General features: G+C 48.9%; 17 protein-coding genes, 1 pseudogene and 1 riboswitch. Of the genes and pseudogenes, 12 read left to right on the top strand and 6 right to left on the bottom strand.

Translation table 11 applies throughout. The features are described 5' to 3' along the window. Nucleotides 1-95 precede the first annotated feature (95 nt). From B5E53_RS11060 to B5E53_RS11050, 3 genes are read left to right on the top strand one after another with little or no spacing between them, the layout of a single operon-like run. The gene (locus B5E53_RS11060) at nucleotides 96-1400 is read left to right on the top strand and encodes an AAA family ATPase (RefSeq protein ID WP_140401486.1); all 1305 of its coding nucleotides are present in this window, start codon (nucleotides 96-98) and stop codon (nucleotides 1398-1400) included. A gap of 4 nt (nucleotides 1401-1404) precedes the next feature. Further along, a complete protein-coding gene (locus B5E53_RS11055) occupies nucleotides 1405-2064 on the top strand; it encodes a hypothetical protein (RefSeq protein WP_087314989.1) in 660 nt (219 codons plus the stop codon). Continuing rightward, complete coding sequence (locus tag B5E53_RS11050) at nucleotides 2061-2597, top strand: hypothetical protein (RefSeq protein WP_087314987.1); 537 nt, start codon at nucleotides 2061-2063, stop codon at nucleotides 2595-2597. The genes B5E53_RS11055 and B5E53_RS11050 overlap by 4 nt, the downstream gene beginning before the upstream one ends. Nucleotides 2598-3171: 574 nt before the next feature. Here B5E53_RS11050 and B5E53_RS11045 read toward each other — a convergent pair. Genes B5E53_RS11045 through B5E53_RS11030 form a run of 4 tightly spaced genes read right to left on the bottom strand, consistent with a single transcriptional unit; the run spans nucleotide 3172 to nucleotide 6173 of the window. After that, a complete protein-coding gene (locus B5E53_RS11045; RefSeq protein ID WP_087314985.1) occupies nucleotides 3172-4101 on the bottom strand; it encodes a thiamine pyrophosphate-dependent enzyme in 930 nt (309 codons plus the stop codon). 11 nt (nucleotides 4102-4112) lie between these two features. Beyond that, nucleotides 4113-5294, bottom strand: a complete 1182-nt coding sequence (gene porA / locus B5E53_RS11040; protein WP_087314983.1) for a pyruvate ferredoxin oxidoreductase — start codon at nucleotides 5292-5294, stop codon at nucleotides 4113-4115. Nucleotide 5295: 1 nt separating this feature from the next. Continuing rightward, nucleotides 5296-5601 carry a 4Fe-4S binding protein gene (locus B5E53_RS11035; protein WP_087314981.1) on the bottom strand — a complete coding sequence of 102 codons (306 nt, stop codon included), beginning with the start codon at nucleotides 5599-5601 and terminating at the stop codon, nucleotides 5296-5298. Further along, the gene (locus B5E53_RS11030) at nucleotides 5601-6173 is read right to left on the bottom strand and encodes a 2-oxoacid:acceptor oxidoreductase family protein (RefSeq protein ID WP_087314979.1); all 573 of its coding nucleotides are present in this window, start codon (nucleotides 6171-6173) and stop codon (nucleotides 5601-5603) included. The genes B5E53_RS11035 and B5E53_RS11030 overlap by 1 nt, the downstream gene beginning before the upstream one ends. A 305-nt stretch (nucleotides 6174-6478) precedes the next feature. Next, a riboswitch (cyclic di-GMP riboswitch) is annotated at nucleotides 6479-6564 on the top strand. Nucleotides 6565-6924: 360 nt separating this feature from the next. Between B5E53_RS11030 and B5E53_RS19760 the strand changes: the two genes are divergently transcribed. From B5E53_RS19760 to B5E53_RS11000, 5 genes and pseudogenes are all read left to right on the top strand, one after another. After that, nucleotides 6925-7917 carry a hypothetical protein gene (locus B5E53_RS19760; protein WP_242963643.1) on the top strand — a complete coding sequence of 331 codons (993 nt, stop codon included), beginning with the start codon at nucleotides 6925-6927 and terminating at the stop codon, nucleotides 7915-7917. Nucleotides 7918-8149: 232 nt separating this feature from the next. Continuing rightward, nucleotides 8150-9004, top strand: a pseudogene (gene aroE, locus B5E53_RS19755) (shikimate dehydrogenase); the annotation flags it as partial. 123 nt (nucleotides 9005-9127) lie between these two features. Further along, nucleotides 9128-9592 (top strand): HD domain-containing protein, encoded by a 465-nt coding sequence (locus B5E53_RS19750; RefSeq protein ID WP_087315098.1) that lies wholly within the window; start codon nucleotides 9128-9130, stop codon nucleotides 9590-9592. 77 nt (nucleotides 9593-9669) lie between these two features. Continuing rightward, nucleotides 9670-10374 carry a 2-C-methyl-D-erythritol 4-phosphate cytidylyltransferase gene (locus tag B5E53_RS11005; protein ID WP_087314977.1) on the top strand — a complete coding sequence of 235 codons (705 nt, stop codon included), beginning with the start codon at nucleotides 9670-9672 and terminating at the stop codon, nucleotides 10372-10374. A gap of 2 nt (nucleotides 10375-10376) precedes the next feature. Further along, entirely contained in the window at nucleotides 10377-11402 is a 1026-nt protein-coding gene (locus B5E53_RS11000) for a ribitol-5-phosphate dehydrogenase (protein ID WP_087314975.1), read from the top strand. A gap of 438 nt (nucleotides 11403-11840) precedes the next feature. Here B5E53_RS11000 and B5E53_RS19285 read toward each other — a convergent pair whose 3' ends face one another. Beyond that, nucleotides 11841-12047 carry a hypothetical protein gene (locus B5E53_RS19285; protein WP_087314973.1) on the bottom strand — a complete coding sequence of 69 codons (207 nt, stop codon included), beginning with the start codon at nucleotides 12045-12047 and terminating at the stop codon, nucleotides 11841-11843. A 64-nt stretch (nucleotides 12048-12111) separates the two neighbouring features. Between B5E53_RS19285 and B5E53_RS10990 the strand changes: the two genes are divergently transcribed. Next, the gene (locus tag B5E53_RS10990; RefSeq protein ID WP_087314971.1) at nucleotides 12112-13545 is read left to right on the top strand and encodes a sodium:alanine symporter family protein; all 1434 of its coding nucleotides are present in this window, start codon (nucleotides 12112-12114) and stop codon (nucleotides 13543-13545) included. Between the two features lie 262 nt (nucleotides 13546-13807). Here the strand turns inward: B5E53_RS10990 and B5E53_RS10985 are convergent, their stop codons facing one another. After that, nucleotides 13808-14716, bottom strand: a complete 909-nt coding sequence (locus tag B5E53_RS10985; protein ID WP_087314969.1) for a S1 RNA-binding domain-containing protein — start codon at nucleotides 14714-14716, stop codon at nucleotides 13808-13810. A 272-nt stretch (nucleotides 14717-14988) separates the two neighbouring features. Here B5E53_RS10985 and B5E53_RS10980 point away from each other — a divergent pair, with 272 nt between their 5' ends. From B5E53_RS10980 to ligA, 3 genes are all read left to right on the top strand, one after another. Continuing rightward, nucleotides 14989-15381 carry a thioesterase family protein gene (locus B5E53_RS10980; protein ID WP_087314967.1) on the top strand — a complete coding sequence of 131 codons (393 nt, stop codon included), beginning with the start codon at nucleotides 14989-14991 and terminating at the stop codon, nucleotides 15379-15381. Between the two features lie 45 nt (nucleotides 15382-15426). Then, on the top strand, nucleotides 15427-16257 hold the full coding sequence (locus tag B5E53_RS10975; RefSeq protein ID WP_087314965.1) for a pseudouridine synthase: 831 nt from the start codon (nucleotides 15427-15429) through the stop codon (nucleotides 16255-16257). After that, nucleotides 16218-17815 (top strand): NAD-dependent DNA ligase LigA (ligA, locus tag B5E53_RS10970; protein ID WP_087315096.1); only part of this gene is annotated, 1598 nt, incomplete at its 3' end. The genes B5E53_RS10975 and ligA, both read left to right, overlap by 40 nt.

Genomic DNA, 17815 nt, shown 5'->3' with positions numbered 1-17815 from the left:
GGGAATTTTTCTGACAGAGTCTGTAAGGGTTGGTATTGTTAAGGAGAAAAAATTATTATATAATTTTGATAAATATAGTATGTTTTGTCAGAAGAATGTTAGATGGAGATCGTATCGGAGGTGGTTATGTGTATTTGACGGATGTGGAAATAAAGAATTTTAAAGGCATTGAAAACATGAGACTGGAGTTACAGCCGGGATTTAATCTGATAAAAGGAGAAAATGGGAAAGGAAAAACTTCTATTCTTGAAGCTCTGGCGGTTGGGCTGGGAGGATTTATTGCAGGGATAGACGGAGTATCCACCAGACATTTTACAAAAGATGAAATCAGGAAACAGTATACCGCTGTGGGAGATGCTTCCTGCAGTTATAAATATTGTGTGCCAGTTGAGGTTGCTGTGAATGCATGTTTTAAAGAAACAGGGGAAATTTTTTCCTGGGTAAGGACAAGAAATAGCGTTCAGGCTTCCAGGAGTACATTGTCACCGAGAAATATTGCAAAAATGGCTGAAGAACTTTCCAATAATGAGGAAAGTGAGCTTCCGGTTTTGTGCTATCAGGCGGCCAGCAGAGTATGGTCTCAGAAAAGAGAAAAATCTGAAAATATTTTTCATAAAAAATATGTCAGAACTGTAGGTTATACAGATACTTTGCAGGAAGCCTCCAATATAAAATTATTACTGAACTGGTGTGTAAAAATGGAACAGGTCGCATGGCAAAAAGAGAAACCTGTTGCAGAATACGAGGCAGTAAAGAAAACCGTTTCCAATTTTATGAGACAGATGAATTATGGCAAAGAATGCCGGATTTTTTATGATAAGCAGATGGAAGAGCTGATGTATCAGGAAAATGAATTGATTTTACCGGTGATGGATTTAAGCGCAGGTTTTCAGTCATTGATATGGATGGTATTTGATATTGCCTACAGAATGGCTGTTTTAAATCCGTTCCTGGGGGAGAAGATTGCTGATACCAATGGAGTTGTCCTGATTGATGAGCTGGATATGCATTTGCATCCCAAATGGCAGTGGGAAGTCATTGATGCCCTTAGAAAAGTATTTCCCAATGTGCAATTTATTGCGACGACACATGCGCCCATTTTGTTTGCTTCCGCAAAAAATGTGTGGATTATTGATATAGAAAACGGAGAACCTGAGTATGGATATTCGCATTATGGGATTGATGTGAATACTTCAATTAATTATTTTCAGAAAACAAATGAAGTACCAGAAGAGATACAGAAGGTGATAGATCTATTCTGTGATGAGATGGATGAAGAAAATTATTCACAGGCACGGAAAATATTAGATGATCTGGAAAAACTCACAGCGCCACAGAATCCCATCCTCGCAAAGTTGAGGACACGCTATGAAATAGAAACCGCAGCTTTGGAGGAGTAATTCTATGCTTTATATAAAAAAAGGAAAAGAACCCTCATCTCTTACATCATATAAAAAAGGAAAGTTTGCTTATTTTGACGGATGTAATAAAGAAGATATTCGAAAACATCTTTTAGATGAGCAGGGAAAATTGTGTGCGTATTGTATGAGAAGAATTGATGAAAATCATATGAAAATCGAGCATTGGTATCCTGAAGACGGACTGACAGAGAGTCAAAAGCTGGATTACAAAAATATGTTTGGGGTCTGCGAAGGACATATTGACGGGCAGAAAGGGAAATGGGATACTTGCGATACGCATAAAGGAAATCAGATTCTTACAATTAATCCCCAAAATATACAGCAAATCAGAGAAATAAAGTACAGAACAAAATCTGGAGAAATTTATTCAGATAATCCAGCCATCAACAGAGACCTCAATGAGACGCTGAATTTAAACAGTGAGGGCCATTTGCTGAAACAAAATCGCAAAGCAGTGCTTGATAGTGTGATTGTGGCTCTTGGTCATGAAAAGCAGAAAGGAAATTGGAATTATAAAATGCTTCAGACTATGAAACAAAAATATTCCCGGCGTGATACAGAAGGAAAGAAACGAGAGTATGCAGGGATTGTTCTCTGGTATCTGGATAAAAAAATCAACAGCATAGAGGGGAAAAGAAAATGAACATCATGACATGCACAGGCCTTTTTATGGATCCGCTGGACCCAAAACCAGAGCAGGTGCGTATGGAAGATATCGCCCACGCTCTGTCCATGATCTGCCGGGCCAACGGACATTTTCCGGAGGTACATACGGTGGCGCAGCACTGTTTGGAGTGTGTGGAAGAAGCCAGAACAAGAAAGCTGCCCCGTCAGATCCAGCTGTTCTGCCTGCTCCACGATGGAGCGGAGGCCTATCTGGGGGATTTTATCCAGCCGGTCAAAGCCCGCATGGAAGGCTACCGGGAGGCGGAGGATTATCTTTTGGATATGATCTACCGGAAATTTGCCGGGCGAACGCCCACAGCAGCGGAAGAAAAGATTATAAAAGAAATCGATAAAACTCTTTTGTATTATGAGTTTCTTCATTATATGAATGTCGGCTGCGGAGAGCCGGGAACGGGTCTAAAAAGTAAGCCGCTGTTTCAGGAAATGCCGCGAAAGGAAGTGGAAGAAAAATATCTGGCGGCGTATGAAGAATTGCGTGGGGATTTGTAAATCTCTTGCCGCACACAGAGAGTTGCTTTTCAGAAGACAAGTCATTGATAAAAGTTTTCCTCCTCCACTTCGGCAGGCTGATAACTATCCCATTGTATAATCTGTCACACGACGCCTGCGCTCACAGTCGTCGTCAAACCATATTAATGACTTGTCTTCTCCAAATGCAGTCTATGTGCATAGAGATTTATAAAAAGCCTGCCCTATGTTGGTCCAACAACTTGATTGTGGCCACATATGGTCCAGCTAATGCTAAAATTTATAGTCATACCTACTGAAGTAACAAGGACCTGTAGAGTAAGCCCCCAGGCAGCTTCGCGGTCAGTTTGAATCATCCGGATTATACATAATATAGGATTTTTGTAAAGGTGGAACAAGGTGATTTTGCAATAGACAAATGACGTTTTGGACCCATACGGCTTTCGACCGCGAGCTGTGAAGGCGGACTGGCACAGCCATATCATAATGATATCCTTGGGCAGTCCGCCTGAGGGTCGAGCCGGGCGAATCCGTATGGGTCCTTACGTCACTGTCTGTTTGATTAAAAAACTGCTGGCACCTGTACAAAAAATAATTACTTCGCCCGCTTCAAAAGCTCATCCCAGCGGCGGTCAACCTCGGTCTGAATGTCAGCGATGAGGTGTTCTTTGCCCGGTTTGAACAGATGTTTAAAACGGCCCTGCGGGCGGAGAAAATCTTCGATCGGAAGTTTTTTCTTCGGTTCGTAGTTGAGGATCCATTCGCCGTCGATGACTTCGAAGAGCGGCCAGAAACAGGTATCCACGGCCAGCTGACAGATTTCGAGAATGTCAGACATTTCATAACGCCAGCCACGAGGACATGGTGCCAGTACATTTAAGAAGGCTGCGCCTGGTGTGTAGATGGCCTTCTCGGATTTTACGTGGATGTCCTTGAAGTTTTTCACAAAAGTTGTCTGGGCCACGTAAGGAATGTTGTGGGCGGCGATGACCTGAGCCAGATCCTTGCGGTTCTGAGTCTTTCCTTCGGAGTCAGTTCCCACCGGAGTGGTGGTGGTGTCCGCGTACATCGGAGTGGCGGAGGAACGCTGGATACCGGTGTTCATGTAAGCTTCGTTATCGTAGCAGACATAGACCATGTCGTGGTTACGTTCCATGGCGCCGGAAAGGGACTGGAATCCGATATCATAGGTACCGCCATCTCCGCCGAAGGCGATGAATTTATGAGTGTTTTTGACTTTGCCTTTTTTCTTTAAGGCGCGGTAGGCAGTTTCCACGCCGCTGCAGGTAGCGCCTGCGTTTTCGAAGGCGTCGTGAATGAAAGAATCCTTCCATGCAGTGTATGGATACATGAAAGAGGAGACTTCCAGACAGCTGGTGGCGCAGGTGATGACAGCCTCATCACCGTCGTGCAGACCCCGCAGTACATTTCTTACGGCAATGGTAGCGCCGCAGCCGGCACACATTCTGTGGCCGGGAGATAATCTTTCTTCTTTATTTAAAGTCTGTTTTAAATTATAAGCCATGACCTTTCCTCCTATTCTCTGACAGATAAATACCGGTAAGTCTCGCCGGTTTCACCAGTTTTTTCGATCTGCATCAGATCTTCAAACACGGATGTGAGGCTTTCCACAGTCACATCGCGGCCGCCGAGACCGTAACAGTAGTTGATGACTGCCGGATGGAGATTTTTATTATAAAGAGCGGATTTGATCTCTGCGCCCAGAGGTCCGCAGTTGGTGTTAAAGTCTTCGGTCCTGTCCATGATGGCCAGATATTTCACATGGGAGAGCGCGTTGGCGATCTCTTCTGCCGGGAACGGACGGAACAGACGGATTTTCAGGATGCCGGCTTTGATCCCCTGCTCTCTGAGCTGATCGACGGTGTCCTTAGCAGTTCCTGCTGCGGAGCCGATCAGTACCATGGCGTAGTCGGCGTCGTCCAGTCTGTATTCTTCAAATAAACCGTACTTTCTGCCGGAAATGGCGGCAAATTCTTCTGCCACATCGAGAGCCACCCGTTTGGCATTGCGCAGTCCCTGCATCTGTGCCCGGCGGGCCTCCATGACATAGTTGGTTACGGCGTATGGACCGTAGGCGATGGCTTCGCCGTCCTTTAAAAGATAATGCTCCGGCGCGTATTCACCAACGAAGTTTTTCACCACATCATCTTCCAGAAGTTCAATGTTTTCCACTGCATGGCTGGTGATAAAACCGTCCTGGCAGACCATGATCGGGAGCATGACGTCTTTATGTTCCGCGATGCGGTAAGCCTGGATCATGTTGTCGTAAGCTTCCTGGTTATTTTCTGCGAAGATCTGGATCCAGCCGGTATTCCTGGCGCCCATGGCGTCGGAGTGGTCACAATTGATGTTGATCGGGCCGGAGAGCGCACGGTTTACGAGGGCGAGGCAGATCGGAAGCCGGTCGGAAGCTGCCACATTTAAAACTTCCCACATGAGGGCAAGACCGCAGGAGGAAGTGGCGGTGATGGTTCTCGCGCCGGCGGCCTCGGAACCGATGCAGGCGCTCATGGCGCTGTGTTCACTTTCCACCGGGATAAATTCTGTGTCTACCTGACCATTGGCCACAAAACTGGTGAAATACTGCGGAATCTCCGTGGAAGGAGTGATCGGATACGCAGGCATAACGTCCGGGTTGATCTGACGCATGGCGGTGGCTACCGCCTCATTTCCTGATAAACGTTCTTTAATACCCATGTTATCTTACCCCCTTCAGCATGACGATGGCATCGAATGGACAGGCTTTCTCGCAGATGCCGCATCCTTTGCAATGGTCAAAATCAAAATCGGCCCGCTTGCCGTCCACGATCGGGATAGCGCTGTCCGGACAGGCCGGCGCGCACAGCAGGCATTGTTTACATTTTTCTTCGATGAATTTTGGAGTGTCGGTCCGCCATTCTCCGGTGTGGAATTCGGCGGCGGTGCAGCTTCCCACTACGGTGCATCCCAGAGTGAGATCCTGCCATTTTACATCCAATCCTAATTTACTGATATCTGATGTCATTACTGTACCTCCTGTAAAGCCAGAGAAAGGGCATTCATATTGCCTTCGATGACCTCCGGCTTTGATGCGAATTTATGAGCGTAGGACTTGCGCATTTCTTCCAGAAAACGTTCTTCTTCCATGATCCCGCTGACCTTCACGATGGCGGCAAGCATCGGGGAGTTCGGAAAATAACGGCCCAGAGTTTCCATGGAAATCCGGCGGGCGTCAATGGTATAGACTTTTCCTTCATAGCCCTTAAGTTTTGGAATGATTTCTTCTTTTGGACGTGCAGTGTTGATGACGATGGCACCGTCCTTTTTCAGACCGTCGGTGACGTGGACGGAGTCCAGAAGAGTCTCATCCACAACGACAACGTAGTCCGGATCATAGATATTGGAATGCACCCGGATGATATTGGAACTTAAACGGTTATAGGCGGTGATCGGCGCACCCATACGTTCCGGGCCGTATTCCGGAAAACCCTGTACATGCATTCCCGTACTGAAAGCAACATCGGCAAGAAGCAAAGCGGCGGTCTTCGCGCCCTGGCCGCCCCGGCCGTGCCACCGGATTTCAATTAAATCTTTCATGGTATCCTCCATTCTGTTAAAAGGTTGTCATTATATGTAAAAATGATGGGTGTTTGTAACAGAAACACCAATGTCCGTGCTGGACGGATAAAATTGACGAAAAAAAAGAGCCCCGCTCGCGGAAGCTCTCCCACTGCCTGTCAAATGCAGAGGTTCTGTTCTTCTTCGTGCAGGATTTACCTGATGAAAATTCACAACGTCCTTGATTATATCATCATTCCTTGTTTTTGTGAAGAGAAAATATTCAAAAAGGGGAGAAAAGCCGGTTGACAAAAAGAAAGCCGCATATTATACTTAATTTATAAAAGTTTAAAAGGCAAACCTGCCGAAAGACAGGGACGCAAAGCCAAGGGTCTAAGGTCCGTATGGACTATGACAGCCGGTTGCCGCATTTATTTGGGATGTGTATCAGAGATTCAGATGATTCCGTAATTTGGCGACCGCTTATATAACTGATATAAGCGGTTTTATTATTTTATTTCATAGGAAATTGCATTCCTATGAAATAAAAAACGCTCCGCGAAGATCGCACTGCGGCGGAGAGGAAGATGTCGCTTTCGCGACCCGCCGCAGGCGGAGAATCCTGCTTTGCAGGATTCTTTCCTGTAGTAATGCATCTGGCAGAGCAGAAGCAGTGTTGAAAGTTTACTTTGTCATGGCTGAACGGTTACATTTCATATTAAGGAATCGGTATCCGGATGAGATTTTTTTGTGTGATATTCTGATACTGCCAGTCAGGGGGGATGTGTATATGAGAAAAGATATGAATAATAGTGAAACCAGTATGAATGCTCCTAAGAAGAATAAGAAGCGGACCGGGGGACTTGCCGGTAAGATCGCGATTTTGTGCACAGTGGTGCTGATTGCCGGAGGAGGCGTGTATACATATCGTCAGGCAACTTCCAATGTGCCGGAACTGACCACTTTTGTCGATCATGAGGAGACGATCATCATTGACAGTAACGGACAGGAAGTGCCGTTGACGCCAGGAGAGCCGAAGGTGACCACCAAGACCCGGACATCCAGGAAGACGGTGATGCTCAAAAAGCCGGCCAGGAAGACCCGCACTAAGAAGAAGACCAGGACGAAAGAGTCCACGGATACCCAGAGGAACGGTTCCAACGATATTGTGACAAAGACCACGGTGGTAACGGTAAAGAGACAGAAGTTTAAAAAGAATTCCAGAAAGAAGATTGTCATTACGAAGGTGACCACCACGACGGAAGTCAGCGTACAGGCAGCGGGCAGTGTGCAGGCGCAGGCGGCGAACAATACAGAGTCCGCCAAAACCGTGGATATCAAGACACTGGCGCCGAAGCTTAACAGCGCAGTGATGAACGCTTACACCACACTGGGCTTTACAGTGACCATTGATCCTTCCGTATCCTATTCAGGATATTTTAATGCAAGAAACCAGGCTATCATCCTTCAGAAAGCAGGAGATACCGTTTATCATGAGATGGGACATTTCCTTGCCTTTGTGGCAGGCAATGTGGATAAGAAGGCAGATTTTACCGCCATCTATAATGAAGAGAAAGGGAAATATACAGGAACCAATAAGAATTACGTGACACAGAATGCATCAGAGTATTTCGCGGAGTCGTTCAAGGATTACACATTGAATCCTTCTGCTCTGCAGAAGAGCCGTCCGAAGACTTACCAGGCGGTTGTCAATGCGCTGGGCAATGTCACCACACAGCAGATTAATAAGCTGAAGCTGGCTTACGGACCAATCTGGAAATAAGTTTTGGCCGGAGAGACAGAGGGATGATCAATTTTACAAATGAAGAGCATATAAGGGGACTGCGGCAGCGGTTCCCTTTTTCTATGTCCGGGGCGCTTCCTTCGGTAGAAAACATTGACTTTCCCAGGGAGCTTTCAGTATAATAAACGGGAATATGATCCATGACAGCACAGGAAAAGAAAGATAAGACATCAGAAGCTGCAAAAGAGCGGCGGATGGGAGGCATATAATTATGGAAAAAAATTACAGATCGGAGCTGACATGCCTGTTTGGTGATCCGGTGGAAGAGAATCCCACCGGTGTGATGATGGAGGCCGGCTATCGGGCCCAGGGACTGAATTACCGGTACCTTACGCTGCAGGTGAAAAAAGGAGAATTGCAGAAGGCCATGGAGGCTGTTCGTTTCTTTGGAATCAAAGGCGTCAATCTGACGGTTCCCCACAAGGTGGATGTGATTCCTTTTCTGGATGAGTTATCTTTATCGGCGGAGATCATCGGAGCGGTGAATTCCGTATGCAACCGGGACGGCGTTCTGGTGGGAGAAAACACCGACGGCAAAGGTTTTGTCACCTCTTTAATGGAGGCCGGCGTCTCTTTATCCGGAAAAGTACTGACCATTCTCGGAGCCGGCGGCGCGGCCAGAGCGGTGGCTGTGGAGTGCGCAGTGTCAGGAGCAGGAAAGATTTATATCATCAATCGGAATGCGGAGCGCGGACGGGAACTGGCGGAGCTGATCAGAAACCGTACTGACGCGGAAGCAGAGTACATTTCCTGGGAAGGACAGGCAAAAATACCGGAGGATACGGAAGTTTTAGTCAACGCCACCAGTATCGGTATGGCGGAGAATAGAGGATTGTCCGGGGCTTCGGACGATTTGGCACCGGATATTCATTATGAAGAGATACGGAAAGAGATGGTCGTCTGCGATGTTGTATTTAATCCGCCGGAGACGGAGTTTTTAAAGAGGGCGAAGGCCCGGGGCGCAAAAACTGTAAATGGCCTTGGGATGCTTGTGAATCAGGCAGTGCTCAATTATAGTCTCTGGACAGAACATATCGCACCGGCAAAGGTACTCTATGATGCCCTGCGCCGGGAGATTCTGACGGAAGAGTCACAGACCGGAGGAAAAGCGCAGAATCTGGGAGAAGCCGGCGCCAAAGCGGTATGTGACACCGATGCGGACGCGGCAGACCGGAATCTCATTGAGCATATGGTGGCATATTATGCAGGAGATCCAAAACGGATACAGCATTTCCTGAAAGTGTATGAATTTGCCAGATGTATCGGAGAGGCGGAAAAGATACCGGAGGAGGAGCTGTTCATTTTGAGAACGGCGGCCATTGTCCATGATATCGGTATCAAGGTCAGCGAGGAGAAATACGGCAATTCTTCCGGAAAATATCAGGAAAAAGAAGGACCGGCAGTGGCGGAACCGATGCTGCAGTCTCTGGGGTATGAGGAAGATATCATTGACAGGGTACTCTTTCTCATTGCAAACCATCACACTTATGATAAAATAGAAGGAGCTGATTATCAGATCCTGGTGGAAGCAGATTTTCTGGTCAATCTTTATGAAGACGGATGCAGCCGGAAGACGGCCGAAAATGTAAAGAAAAACATTTTCCGGACAAAGACGGGGCTCTGGTATCTGGAGCAGCTGTATCTGCGGCAGTGAAGGAGAATTTCTGCCAGTCAGAGTATCTGAATGAATGATTAAACCGTCCCGTTTTTGGGACAAGCAAGGAGGAAACCATGATATTTGGAGTAATTTTGGCCGGGGGTATCGGCAGCAGAATGGGAAATGTGGAGAAACCGAAACAGTTTCTGACCATCGGCGACAAACCGATCATCATCCACACCATTGAGAAGTTCTATGTTAACAGCAGGTTCGAGAAGATTATCGTGCTCTGCCCGAATCAGTGGATTAACCATACAAAGAATCTGATCAAGAAAGATTTCAAGAATACAGAGCGTATTGTGGTCATCGAAGGCGGAGAGACGAGAAATGAAACCATCATGAATTCCATCCGTTACATTGAGAAGGAGTACGGACTGGATGATGATACCATCATTGTGACCCATGATTCGGTACGCCCGTTCCTGACACACCGTATCATTGAAGATAATATCAATTACGCTATCCAGTACGGCGCCTGCGATACGGTAATCCCGGCATCAGACACCATCGTGGAGAGCAAGGGACATGAGGTGATCAGCAATATTCCGGATCGTTCCATCATGTATCAGGGGCAGACCCCGCAGTCTTTTAAGGCAAAACGTTTGAAAGAGCTTTATGAATCACTGACACCGGAGGAGAAGAAGATCCTCACCGATGCCTGCAAGATCTGCGTTATGAAGGGAGAAAAGGTTTATCTGGTGGAAGGCGAAGTATTTAATATCAAGATCACCTATCCATATGACTTGAGAGTTGCTGAGACATTGATAAAAGGAGAATAAACATGTTAAATACAGTATACCGGCTGGTCGCTCCCCGAAGATTTGAGGTGGCGTTTAATGATATTGATTTAAACGGAGAACAGATTGTGGTCCGCCCGACCCATCTGTCTATCTGCCACGCGGACCAGCGTTATTATCAGGGAAGCCGTCCGGCGGAGATTCTTGCCAAAAAGCTTCCTATGGCACTGATACACGAAGGCATTGGCGATGTGGTTTACGACCCGCTGGGCGAATTCAAACCGGGCGAGCTGGTGGTCATGATTCCTAACACTCCGGTGGAAAAAGACGATATCATTGGAGAAAATTATCTGAGAAGTTCCAAGTTCCGCGCCAGCGGTTTCGATGGATTCATGCAGGACAATGTGGCTCTGGACAGAGACCGGGTGCTGCGTCTCCCGCCGGACATCGACAGGACAGTGGCGGCTTTTACGGAGATCGTGACCGTGAGCGTCCAGGCTCTCCGCCGTTTCGACCGTTTTGCCCATGCCCGCAGAAATGTGGTGGGTATCTGGGGTGACGGAAACCTTGGTTATATCACATCCCTCTTTTTCCGTTATATGTATCCGGATACCAAGCTCATTGTGTTTGGTACAGATAAGGAAAAACTGAGCAGCTTTTCTTTCGTGGATGAGACATATCTGGTGTGGGATGTGCCGGAAACACTGGAGATCGATCACGCCTTTGAATGTGTGGGCGGTGATGCTTCTCAGAAGGCCATCAACCAGATCATTGATTTGATCCACCCGGAAGGGACTATTTCACTTCTGGGCGTATCGGAGTATCCGATTCCGATCAACACCCGCATGGTGCTGGAAAAGGGCCTGCGCCTTTTCGGCAGCAGCCGGAGCTCCAGAGAAGACTTCGAGAAAACAGTGGAAATGTATCAGGAACATCCGGAGATTCTCGGATACCTGAGCAACATCGTCGGAGCCCAGGTGGAGATCAACTCCATCGCAGATATGAACAAGGCATTCGAGCTGGATATTCATAAGATGATGGGTAAGACCGTCATGATCTGGAAGAAATAATAATTTGCTGGTTTGAAGCCGCAGATTCTGGAATTATCCGGGTACGGATGAACAGACAGGATTTGCGGCTTTATATTTGTCATAAAAAAACGCAGTCAGGGAAGTCTCCTCCTCCACTTCGCCAGGCTGGTAACCGGTCCGTTTTTATAACTGCTAACAACGCCTGCGCTCACAGTCGTCGTCGATCTTCCCCGATCCGTTTTTCTATCATGATTCCACCATGCCACAAATCCCTGCCGCCTGCATCACCCGGATTATAGAAAAGTCACTGGATTCAAACCGACAAAAGAGCTATCTGGATGGCTTGCTCTGCGGTTTCTCACTACCTGAGGATACCCTGACGATACATTTTATAAATAGCCTGCCCATATATTGTCGCAACCTACGTGACACCATACCCTGCTGTTTCGCCACAGTAGCCAGGATTCTTGTAAATCTCTATGCACGCAGCCTGCATTTAGAGAAGACAAGGCATTGATAGGGTTTGACGACGACTGTGAGCGCAGGCGTCTGCATTATATTGATGAAATACAGCCAGGTAACAGCCTGCCGAAGTGGAGGAGGAGAACTTTTATCAATACCTTGTCTTCTTTCAAGTAGACCGCCGTGTATTGCAAAGAGATTTACAAATCCCAATTTCTGCATACAATCCCCCTCTGTTTCATACAATAGAATACAAAAGCGCTGTTCAGGCGGAAGGAGTGCGTCCATGGATTATCTGGCGGAAGTGATCACGGCGGTGGATCATGTGGTATGGGGGCCTGTTATGCTTATGCTGCTGGTGGGAACCGGCGTGGTGCTGACGGTGCGCTGCCGGTTTCTGACCTGGAGGAATCTGCCATGGGCTGTCAGGGTGACCTTGAGCAGGGAATCCAGAGAAAAAGGAAAGGGGAGCGGAGACGTCTCGCCTTTTTCTGCGCTTACCACGGCTCTGGCGGCAACCATTGGCACGGGTAATATTGTGGGAGTCGCCACGGCCATGGCGGCCGGCGGGCCGGGGGCTTTGGTGTGGATGTGGATTTCTGCCTGTTTTGGTCTTTCTTCTAAGTTTGCGGAATGTATGCTGGCAGTAAAATACCGGGAAAAAGATGAGAGGGGAGAAATGTGCGGCGGGCCCATGTATACCATGAAGAATGCCTGGAAATCGGAACATCCGGGATTTGGCGCCGCTTTGGGGTGGTGTTTTGCTTTTTTTGCAGTTCTGGCCTCTTTTGGTATCGGAAACATGACCCAGGGGAATTCCATTACTGCATCCCTTCATGCGGCCTTTGGTCTGCCGGCAAAGCCGGTGGCGGTGGTCCTTATGGTGCTGTCTTTTTTGATCATTATGGGTGGGATCCGCAGCATCGCGAAGGTTTCTTCGGTGGTGGTGCCGTTCATGGCGATCTTTTATGTAATCTGTGGATTGTTTGTCATTGTGGGGAATCTGAATCATCTTCCCGCCGGAATCTGTATGATTCTGAAAATGGCCTTCAGTCCTGAAGCGGCCGGCGGCGCTCTCTGTGGGAATATGACATCCTCCGTATTTGCAGCCGTGCGATTTGGAGTGGCAAGAGGTATTTTTTCCAATGAGGCGGGCATGGGTTCCGCGGCTATCACGGCAGCGGCCGCCACGACCGACCATCCGGTGCGTCAGGGATATGTCAATATGACCGGAACATTCTGGGATACGCTGGTGGTCTGCACGATCACCGGTCTGGTCATTGCCTGTTCCGGCGTTCTGGGTCAGGTGAATCCGGATACAGGCGCAGTCTATGAGGGAGCGGCACTGACCATCGCCGCATTTTCCACGATATTTGGAGAGGCCGGCGGCGGCCTGGTGACCATCGGCATTGTACTGTTTGCTTTCTCAACCATTCTCGGATGGGAGTATCAGGGAGAGAAAGCTTTTGAGTACCTGGCGGGAAGCCGCCGGTACAACCGGATGTACCGACTCCTTTTCTCCCTGATGGTCTATGTGGGAGCCACCCAGAGCCTGGAACTGGTCTGGAGTTTTTCCGATATTGCCAACGCCCTGATGGCGCTGCCTAATCTGATCAGCCTTCTGCTCCTCAGCAAAGAGGTGGGCAGGGATGTGCAGGAATACCAGAGAACCATCCGGAGAGAACAACGGCAGGCAGCAATCCGCCACGGCCGACAGTGAGGGCCGACACTGTCACTGCAGCGGAACCTGGTAGAAGTTTGCTTCTGTCGGCGTCTCGCCTTCATCCACGTAAGATTTCACAAATAAAAGAGAATCCACATTTTACTAATTGTGTGATATTCATGGTTTTCTCCTTTCTGTTCATTAGACGGAGGGGAGGAAAGAAATGTTTCATTTTTTTGTTTCATAGAAACGCAGTTTCCCGTGAAAGAAAAAAATCCCCCGGGGGAATCATCCGCCCGGAGGGATCAAATATCTGTTTTTAGTTGTCCAGTTTGATGCCTGCCAGCAGTGCGCCCAGTCCGGTGGAAGCGCTGCCTTCATCTTTATAGGATACGGAAGGTTTCTCCTCCGGTGCATCCTGCGGTTCTTCATCCTGCGCTGCTTTGATACTCAGGCTGATCTTGCCGTTTTCCACTTTGAGGACTTTGACCTTGACTTCCTGTCCGGTCTTTAAAACCTCGCCAGGAGATTCGATTCGTTTATTGGCAATCTGGGAAATGTGCACCAGACCGGAAAGTCCGTCGCCCAGATCCACGAAAGCGCCGTAAGGCATCAGAGACTCTACTTTGCCGCTCAATACGGTGCCTGGGACGATGGCGTTGATCTTTCTTTCTTTTTCTTCACGGCGGCGGTCATAAAGTACTTCCTTCACCGATAAAACGAGACGGTTTTTCTCCTCATCGGCGGTGATGACCTTGGCTTCCACGGTCTTGCCCAGATATGGGTTCGTGTCTTCCACGTAGCCGATAGCCAGGTGAGAAGCCGGGATAAAGCCGCGAAGACCTTCCACGTAGACAATCACGCCTTTATTGACAATGCCGCCTACTTTTAAAGTGAGGACGGTTCCTTCTTCCATGTATTTCTTTACAGTCTCCCATGCCATGGCCCTGGATGCCTCTTTGACAGAAAGAGATACATTTCCTTCTCCGTCGTCATCGGATAAAACCACAGCCTTCACAGTGTCGCCCACCGGAACATTCTGCAGGGAGAAGGAAGGATCATCGCTGTAATCTTCTTTTTTGACGATGCCCTGGGCATGATAATTGATGTCCAGGTAAACTGCGTTGTCGTCAACTCCTGTGATGACGCCTTCTACCACATCGCCTTCATTGAGCTTCCGGAAGGAAGCTTCCAGTTCTTTGTCAAAATCTGCCATTGTTTCACTCATGTCTGCATTCCTCTTTTCTTTTCTGAATTCTGTGAATTGTTCAGTACAGCTTTCGTAAATGCTGTGTCCGGTACTGTCAGATCTTTCGTGCTGCGCACAGCAGCTGTCCGGGCCTTTATTAAAGAGTGTAACACATTTTTCGGGCTCTTCGCAATGGATAAATGAAAAAGAAGGACATAAAATAGAATCTTCCCGGTGGAAAAACGCGGAAAACTTTGCTATACTAAGTCAATGACCATAACAAAGGAATCATACGACCGGGAGGAATGAAAATGGATTTAAATACAGGAATGAAAATGACATTAACAGATACAGTGACGATGGACAACGCCGCTAAGACTTTGGGCAGCGGCAGTCTGCTGGTGTACGGAACTCCGGCCATGCTGCTTTTGGTGGAGAAGACGGCCGTAGCTCTTCTGGACGGTTATCTGGATGAGGGGATGACCACTGTAGGCACCAATCTAAATGTGGATCATGTGTCTGCCACACCGCTGAATGCGGAAGTAAGCTGCCAGGTGGAGCTTACGGAGATTGACAGAAAGAGACTGGTATTCTCCGTGGAAGTGAAGGATGCCGCCGGAATCATCGGAAAGGGAACCCATGAGAGATTTATCGTGCAGGCGGAGAAGTTCCAGCAGAAGGCTGACAGCAAGTTTCAGGCGTAAGAGTGCCGGCGCGGTATGAACAGGAAATGGGATTGAATCACAAGTATGAGAGAAGAAAGAAATGAGAAAAATAAAGAGACGGCGTCCGCACCGGTCCGTCTGAATAAATATTTAAGCGACGCCGGCGTCTGTTCCAGGCGGCAGGCCGACCGTTTTGTGGAGGCAGGCCGCATTACCATTGACGGCCGTGCGGCGGAGCTTGGGCAGAAGGTACTGCCGGGTCAGCAGGTGTGCGTGGACGGCCGCCCGGTGGGCGATGAAGGCGGCGTCAGCCGGAGAAGAATCGTGCTGGCGGTGAACAAGCCGAAGGGAATCGTCTGCACCACTTCCCGGAAGGAAAAGGATAATATTGTGGATTTCATCAGTTATCCGGAACGGGTGTATCCCGTGGGAAGGCTGGACAAAGACTCGGAAGGGCTTATCCTCATGACCAACGACGGGGAGCTGATGGATGAGATTTTGCGGGCGAGAAACGGTCACGAGAAGGAATACGAGGTACAGGTGAACCGCCCGGTCAGCGAGCGGTTTTTAAAAGAAATGGCGGGCGGAGTCCCGATTCTTGACACCGTCACCCGTCCCTGCCGGATCCGTAAGACCGGAACGTTTTCCTTCCGCATTATCCTCACCCAGGGACTGAACAGGCAGATCCGCCGTATGTGCGAAGCTCTGGGTTACCGGGTGCGGGCGTTAAAACGGATCCGTGTGATGAATATTCATCTGGGAGACCTGCCGGAAGGAGAGTACCGGGAACTGACGGAGGCGGAAATATTTGAATTGATGCGGCTGACCGGAAGAACTGACCCGGTCCGCGGAAACAGAATGACGAAAGGGAGATCATCGTGGAAAAACAACAACGAATCAAAGAGCTCGTTTTAAAACTGAACGAGGCGTCCAGAGCTTATTATCAGGAAGACCGGGAGATCATGTCCAACCGGGAGTACGATGCGCTCTACGATGAGCTGGCTGCCCTGGAAAAAGAGACAGGTATTGTGCTGGCCGGAAGTCCCACGCAGCATGTGGGCTATGAGGTACTGAGTGAGCTGGAAAAGGTACCCCACGAATCGCCGATGCTGTCTCTGGACAAGACCAAGAGCCCGGAGGCGCTCCGGGACTGGCTGGGAGACCGGAAAGGAATGCTTTCCTGGAAAATGGACGGTCTTACGGTGGTGCTTACTTACCGGGGCGGCAGTCTGTCTCAGGCCGTGACCAGGGGAAATGGAATCATCGGTGAGGTGATCACCAATAACGCCCGGGTATTTAAGAATCTGCCGGCGAAGATTCCTTTTGACGGGGAGCTGGTGCTGCGGGGCGAGGCGGTCATCCGCTATTCAGATTTCCGGAAAATCAATGAGAGCATAGAGAACGTCGACGCCAGATATAAGAACCCCCGGAACCTCTGCAGCGGTTCCGTCCGTCAGCTCAATAATGAAGTGACTGCCCGGAGAAATGTATTCTTCTTTGCGTTTACTCTGGTGAGCGCCCAGGGAAAGGAGCTGAGCAACTCCGTGGAGGAGAACATGTTGTGGCTGTCTGAACTGGGATTTGAGATCGTGCCGTATAAGATGGTGGACGGAGATACGATCCTTGACGCCATTGCGGAATTTGCAGGAAAGATCACGGAAAATGACTTCCCGTCCGACGGTCTGGTGCTCATTTACGATGATATTGCCTACGGCAATTCCCTGGGGACCACAGCTAAGTTTCCACGGAATTCCATCGCTTTCAAATGGGCCGATGAGGAGGCGGAGACGGTGCTGGAGAGTATCGAGTGGAGTCCGTCAAGGACCGGACTCATCAATCCCATTGCCATCTTTGATCCGGTGGAGCTGGAGGGAACCACGGTGAGCCGTGCCAGCCTTCACAACCTGAGTATCATGGACAGTCTGAAACTGGGCGTGGGCGACCATATCAAAGTGTACAAGGCCAACATGATCATCCCCCAGGTGTCGGAAAACCTGACGGGAAGCGGCTCCTATGAGGTGCCGGAGCACTGCCCGGCCTGCGGCGGCAGAACGGAGATCCGCATGGAAAACGATGTGAAATCCCTGTACTGCCCGAATCCATTCTGCAGTGCCAAGAAAGTGAAGCTGTTTAGCCATTATGTGAGCCGGGACGCCATGAATATTGACGGGCTGTCTGAGGCGACCCTCACGAAAATGATCGACAAAGGTTTTCTGTCGGAGCTTTATGATTTATATGAACTGAAACAGTATCAGAGTGCGATCGTGGAGATGGAAGGCTTTGGAGAAAAGTCCTGCGCCAACCTGCTGCACTCCATCGAGACTTCCAGGAACACCACCCTGCCGCGGTTTGTGTACGGTCTGGGGATCCTCAATATCGGGGCTGCCAACGCGAAGCTTCTCTGTAAGCATTTTGGCTATGACCTCACGGCTCTGATGGAGGCTTCCGTGGAAGATATGGTGGAGATCGAGGG

This window comes from Eubacterium sp. An11 (assembly GCF_002161065.1).
Classification (GTDB): Bacteria; Bacillota; Clostridia; order Lachnospirales; family Lachnospiraceae; genus Anaerobutyricum; species Anaerobutyricum faecale.
The sequence above is the reverse complement of the archived record's forward strand: the minus strand, read 5'-3'. Positions and strand labels throughout refer to the sequence as shown.

Bases quoted from the DNA above. Each gene is read 5' to 3' on its own strand.
- B5E53_RS11060 (WP_140401486.1), top strand. From the start codon at position 96: ATGTTAGATGGAGATCGTATCGGAGGTGGTTATGTGTATTTGACGGAT.
- B5E53_RS11055 (WP_087314989.1), top strand. From the start codon at position 1,405: ATGCTTTATATAAAAAAAGGAAAAGAACCCTCATCTCTTACATCATAT.
- B5E53_RS11050 (WP_087314987.1), top strand. From the start codon at position 2,061: ATGAACATCATGACATGCACAGGCCTTTTTATGGATCCGCTGGACCCA.
- B5E53_RS11045 (WP_087314985.1), bottom strand. From the start codon at position 4,101: ATGGCTTATAATTTAAAACAGACTTTAAATAAAGAAGAAAGATTATCT.
- porA (WP_087314983.1), bottom strand. From the start codon at position 5,294: ATGGGTATTAAAGAACGTTTATCAGGAAATGAGGCGGTAGCCACCGCC.
- B5E53_RS11035 (WP_087314981.1), bottom strand. From the start codon at position 5,601: ATGACATCAGATATCAGTAAATTAGGATTGGATGTAAAATGGCAGGAT.
- B5E53_RS11030 (WP_087314979.1), bottom strand. From the start codon at position 6,173: ATGAAAGATTTAATTGAAATCCGGTGGCACGGCCGGGGCGGCCAGGGC.
- B5E53_RS19760 (WP_242963643.1), top strand. From the start codon at position 6,925: ATGAGAAAAGATATGAATAATAGTGAAACCAGTATGAATGCTCCTAAG.
- B5E53_RS19750 (WP_087315098.1), top strand. From the start codon at position 9,128: ATGGTGGCATATTATGCAGGAGATCCAAAACGGATACAGCATTTCCTG.
- B5E53_RS11005 (WP_087314977.1), top strand. From the start codon at position 9,670: ATGATATTTGGAGTAATTTTGGCCGGGGGTATCGGCAGCAGAATGGGA.
- B5E53_RS11000 (WP_087314975.1), top strand. From the start codon at position 10,377: ATGTTAAATACAGTATACCGGCTGGTCGCTCCCCGAAGATTTGAGGTG.
- B5E53_RS19285 (WP_087314973.1), bottom strand. From the start codon at position 12,047: ATGCAGAAATTGGGATTTGTAAATCTCTTTGCAATACACGGCGGTCTA.
- B5E53_RS10990 (WP_087314971.1), top strand. From the start codon at position 12,112: ATGGATTATCTGGCGGAAGTGATCACGGCGGTGGATCATGTGGTATGG.
- B5E53_RS10985 (WP_087314969.1), bottom strand. From the start codon at position 14,716: ATGAGTGAAACAATGGCAGATTTTGACAAAGAACTGGAAGCTTCCTTC.
- B5E53_RS10980 (WP_087314967.1), top strand. From the start codon at position 14,989: ATGGATTTAAATACAGGAATGAAAATGACATTAACAGATACAGTGACG.
- B5E53_RS10975 (WP_087314965.1), top strand. From the start codon at position 15,427: ATGAGAGAAGAAAGAAATGAGAAAAATAAAGAGACGGCGTCCGCACCG.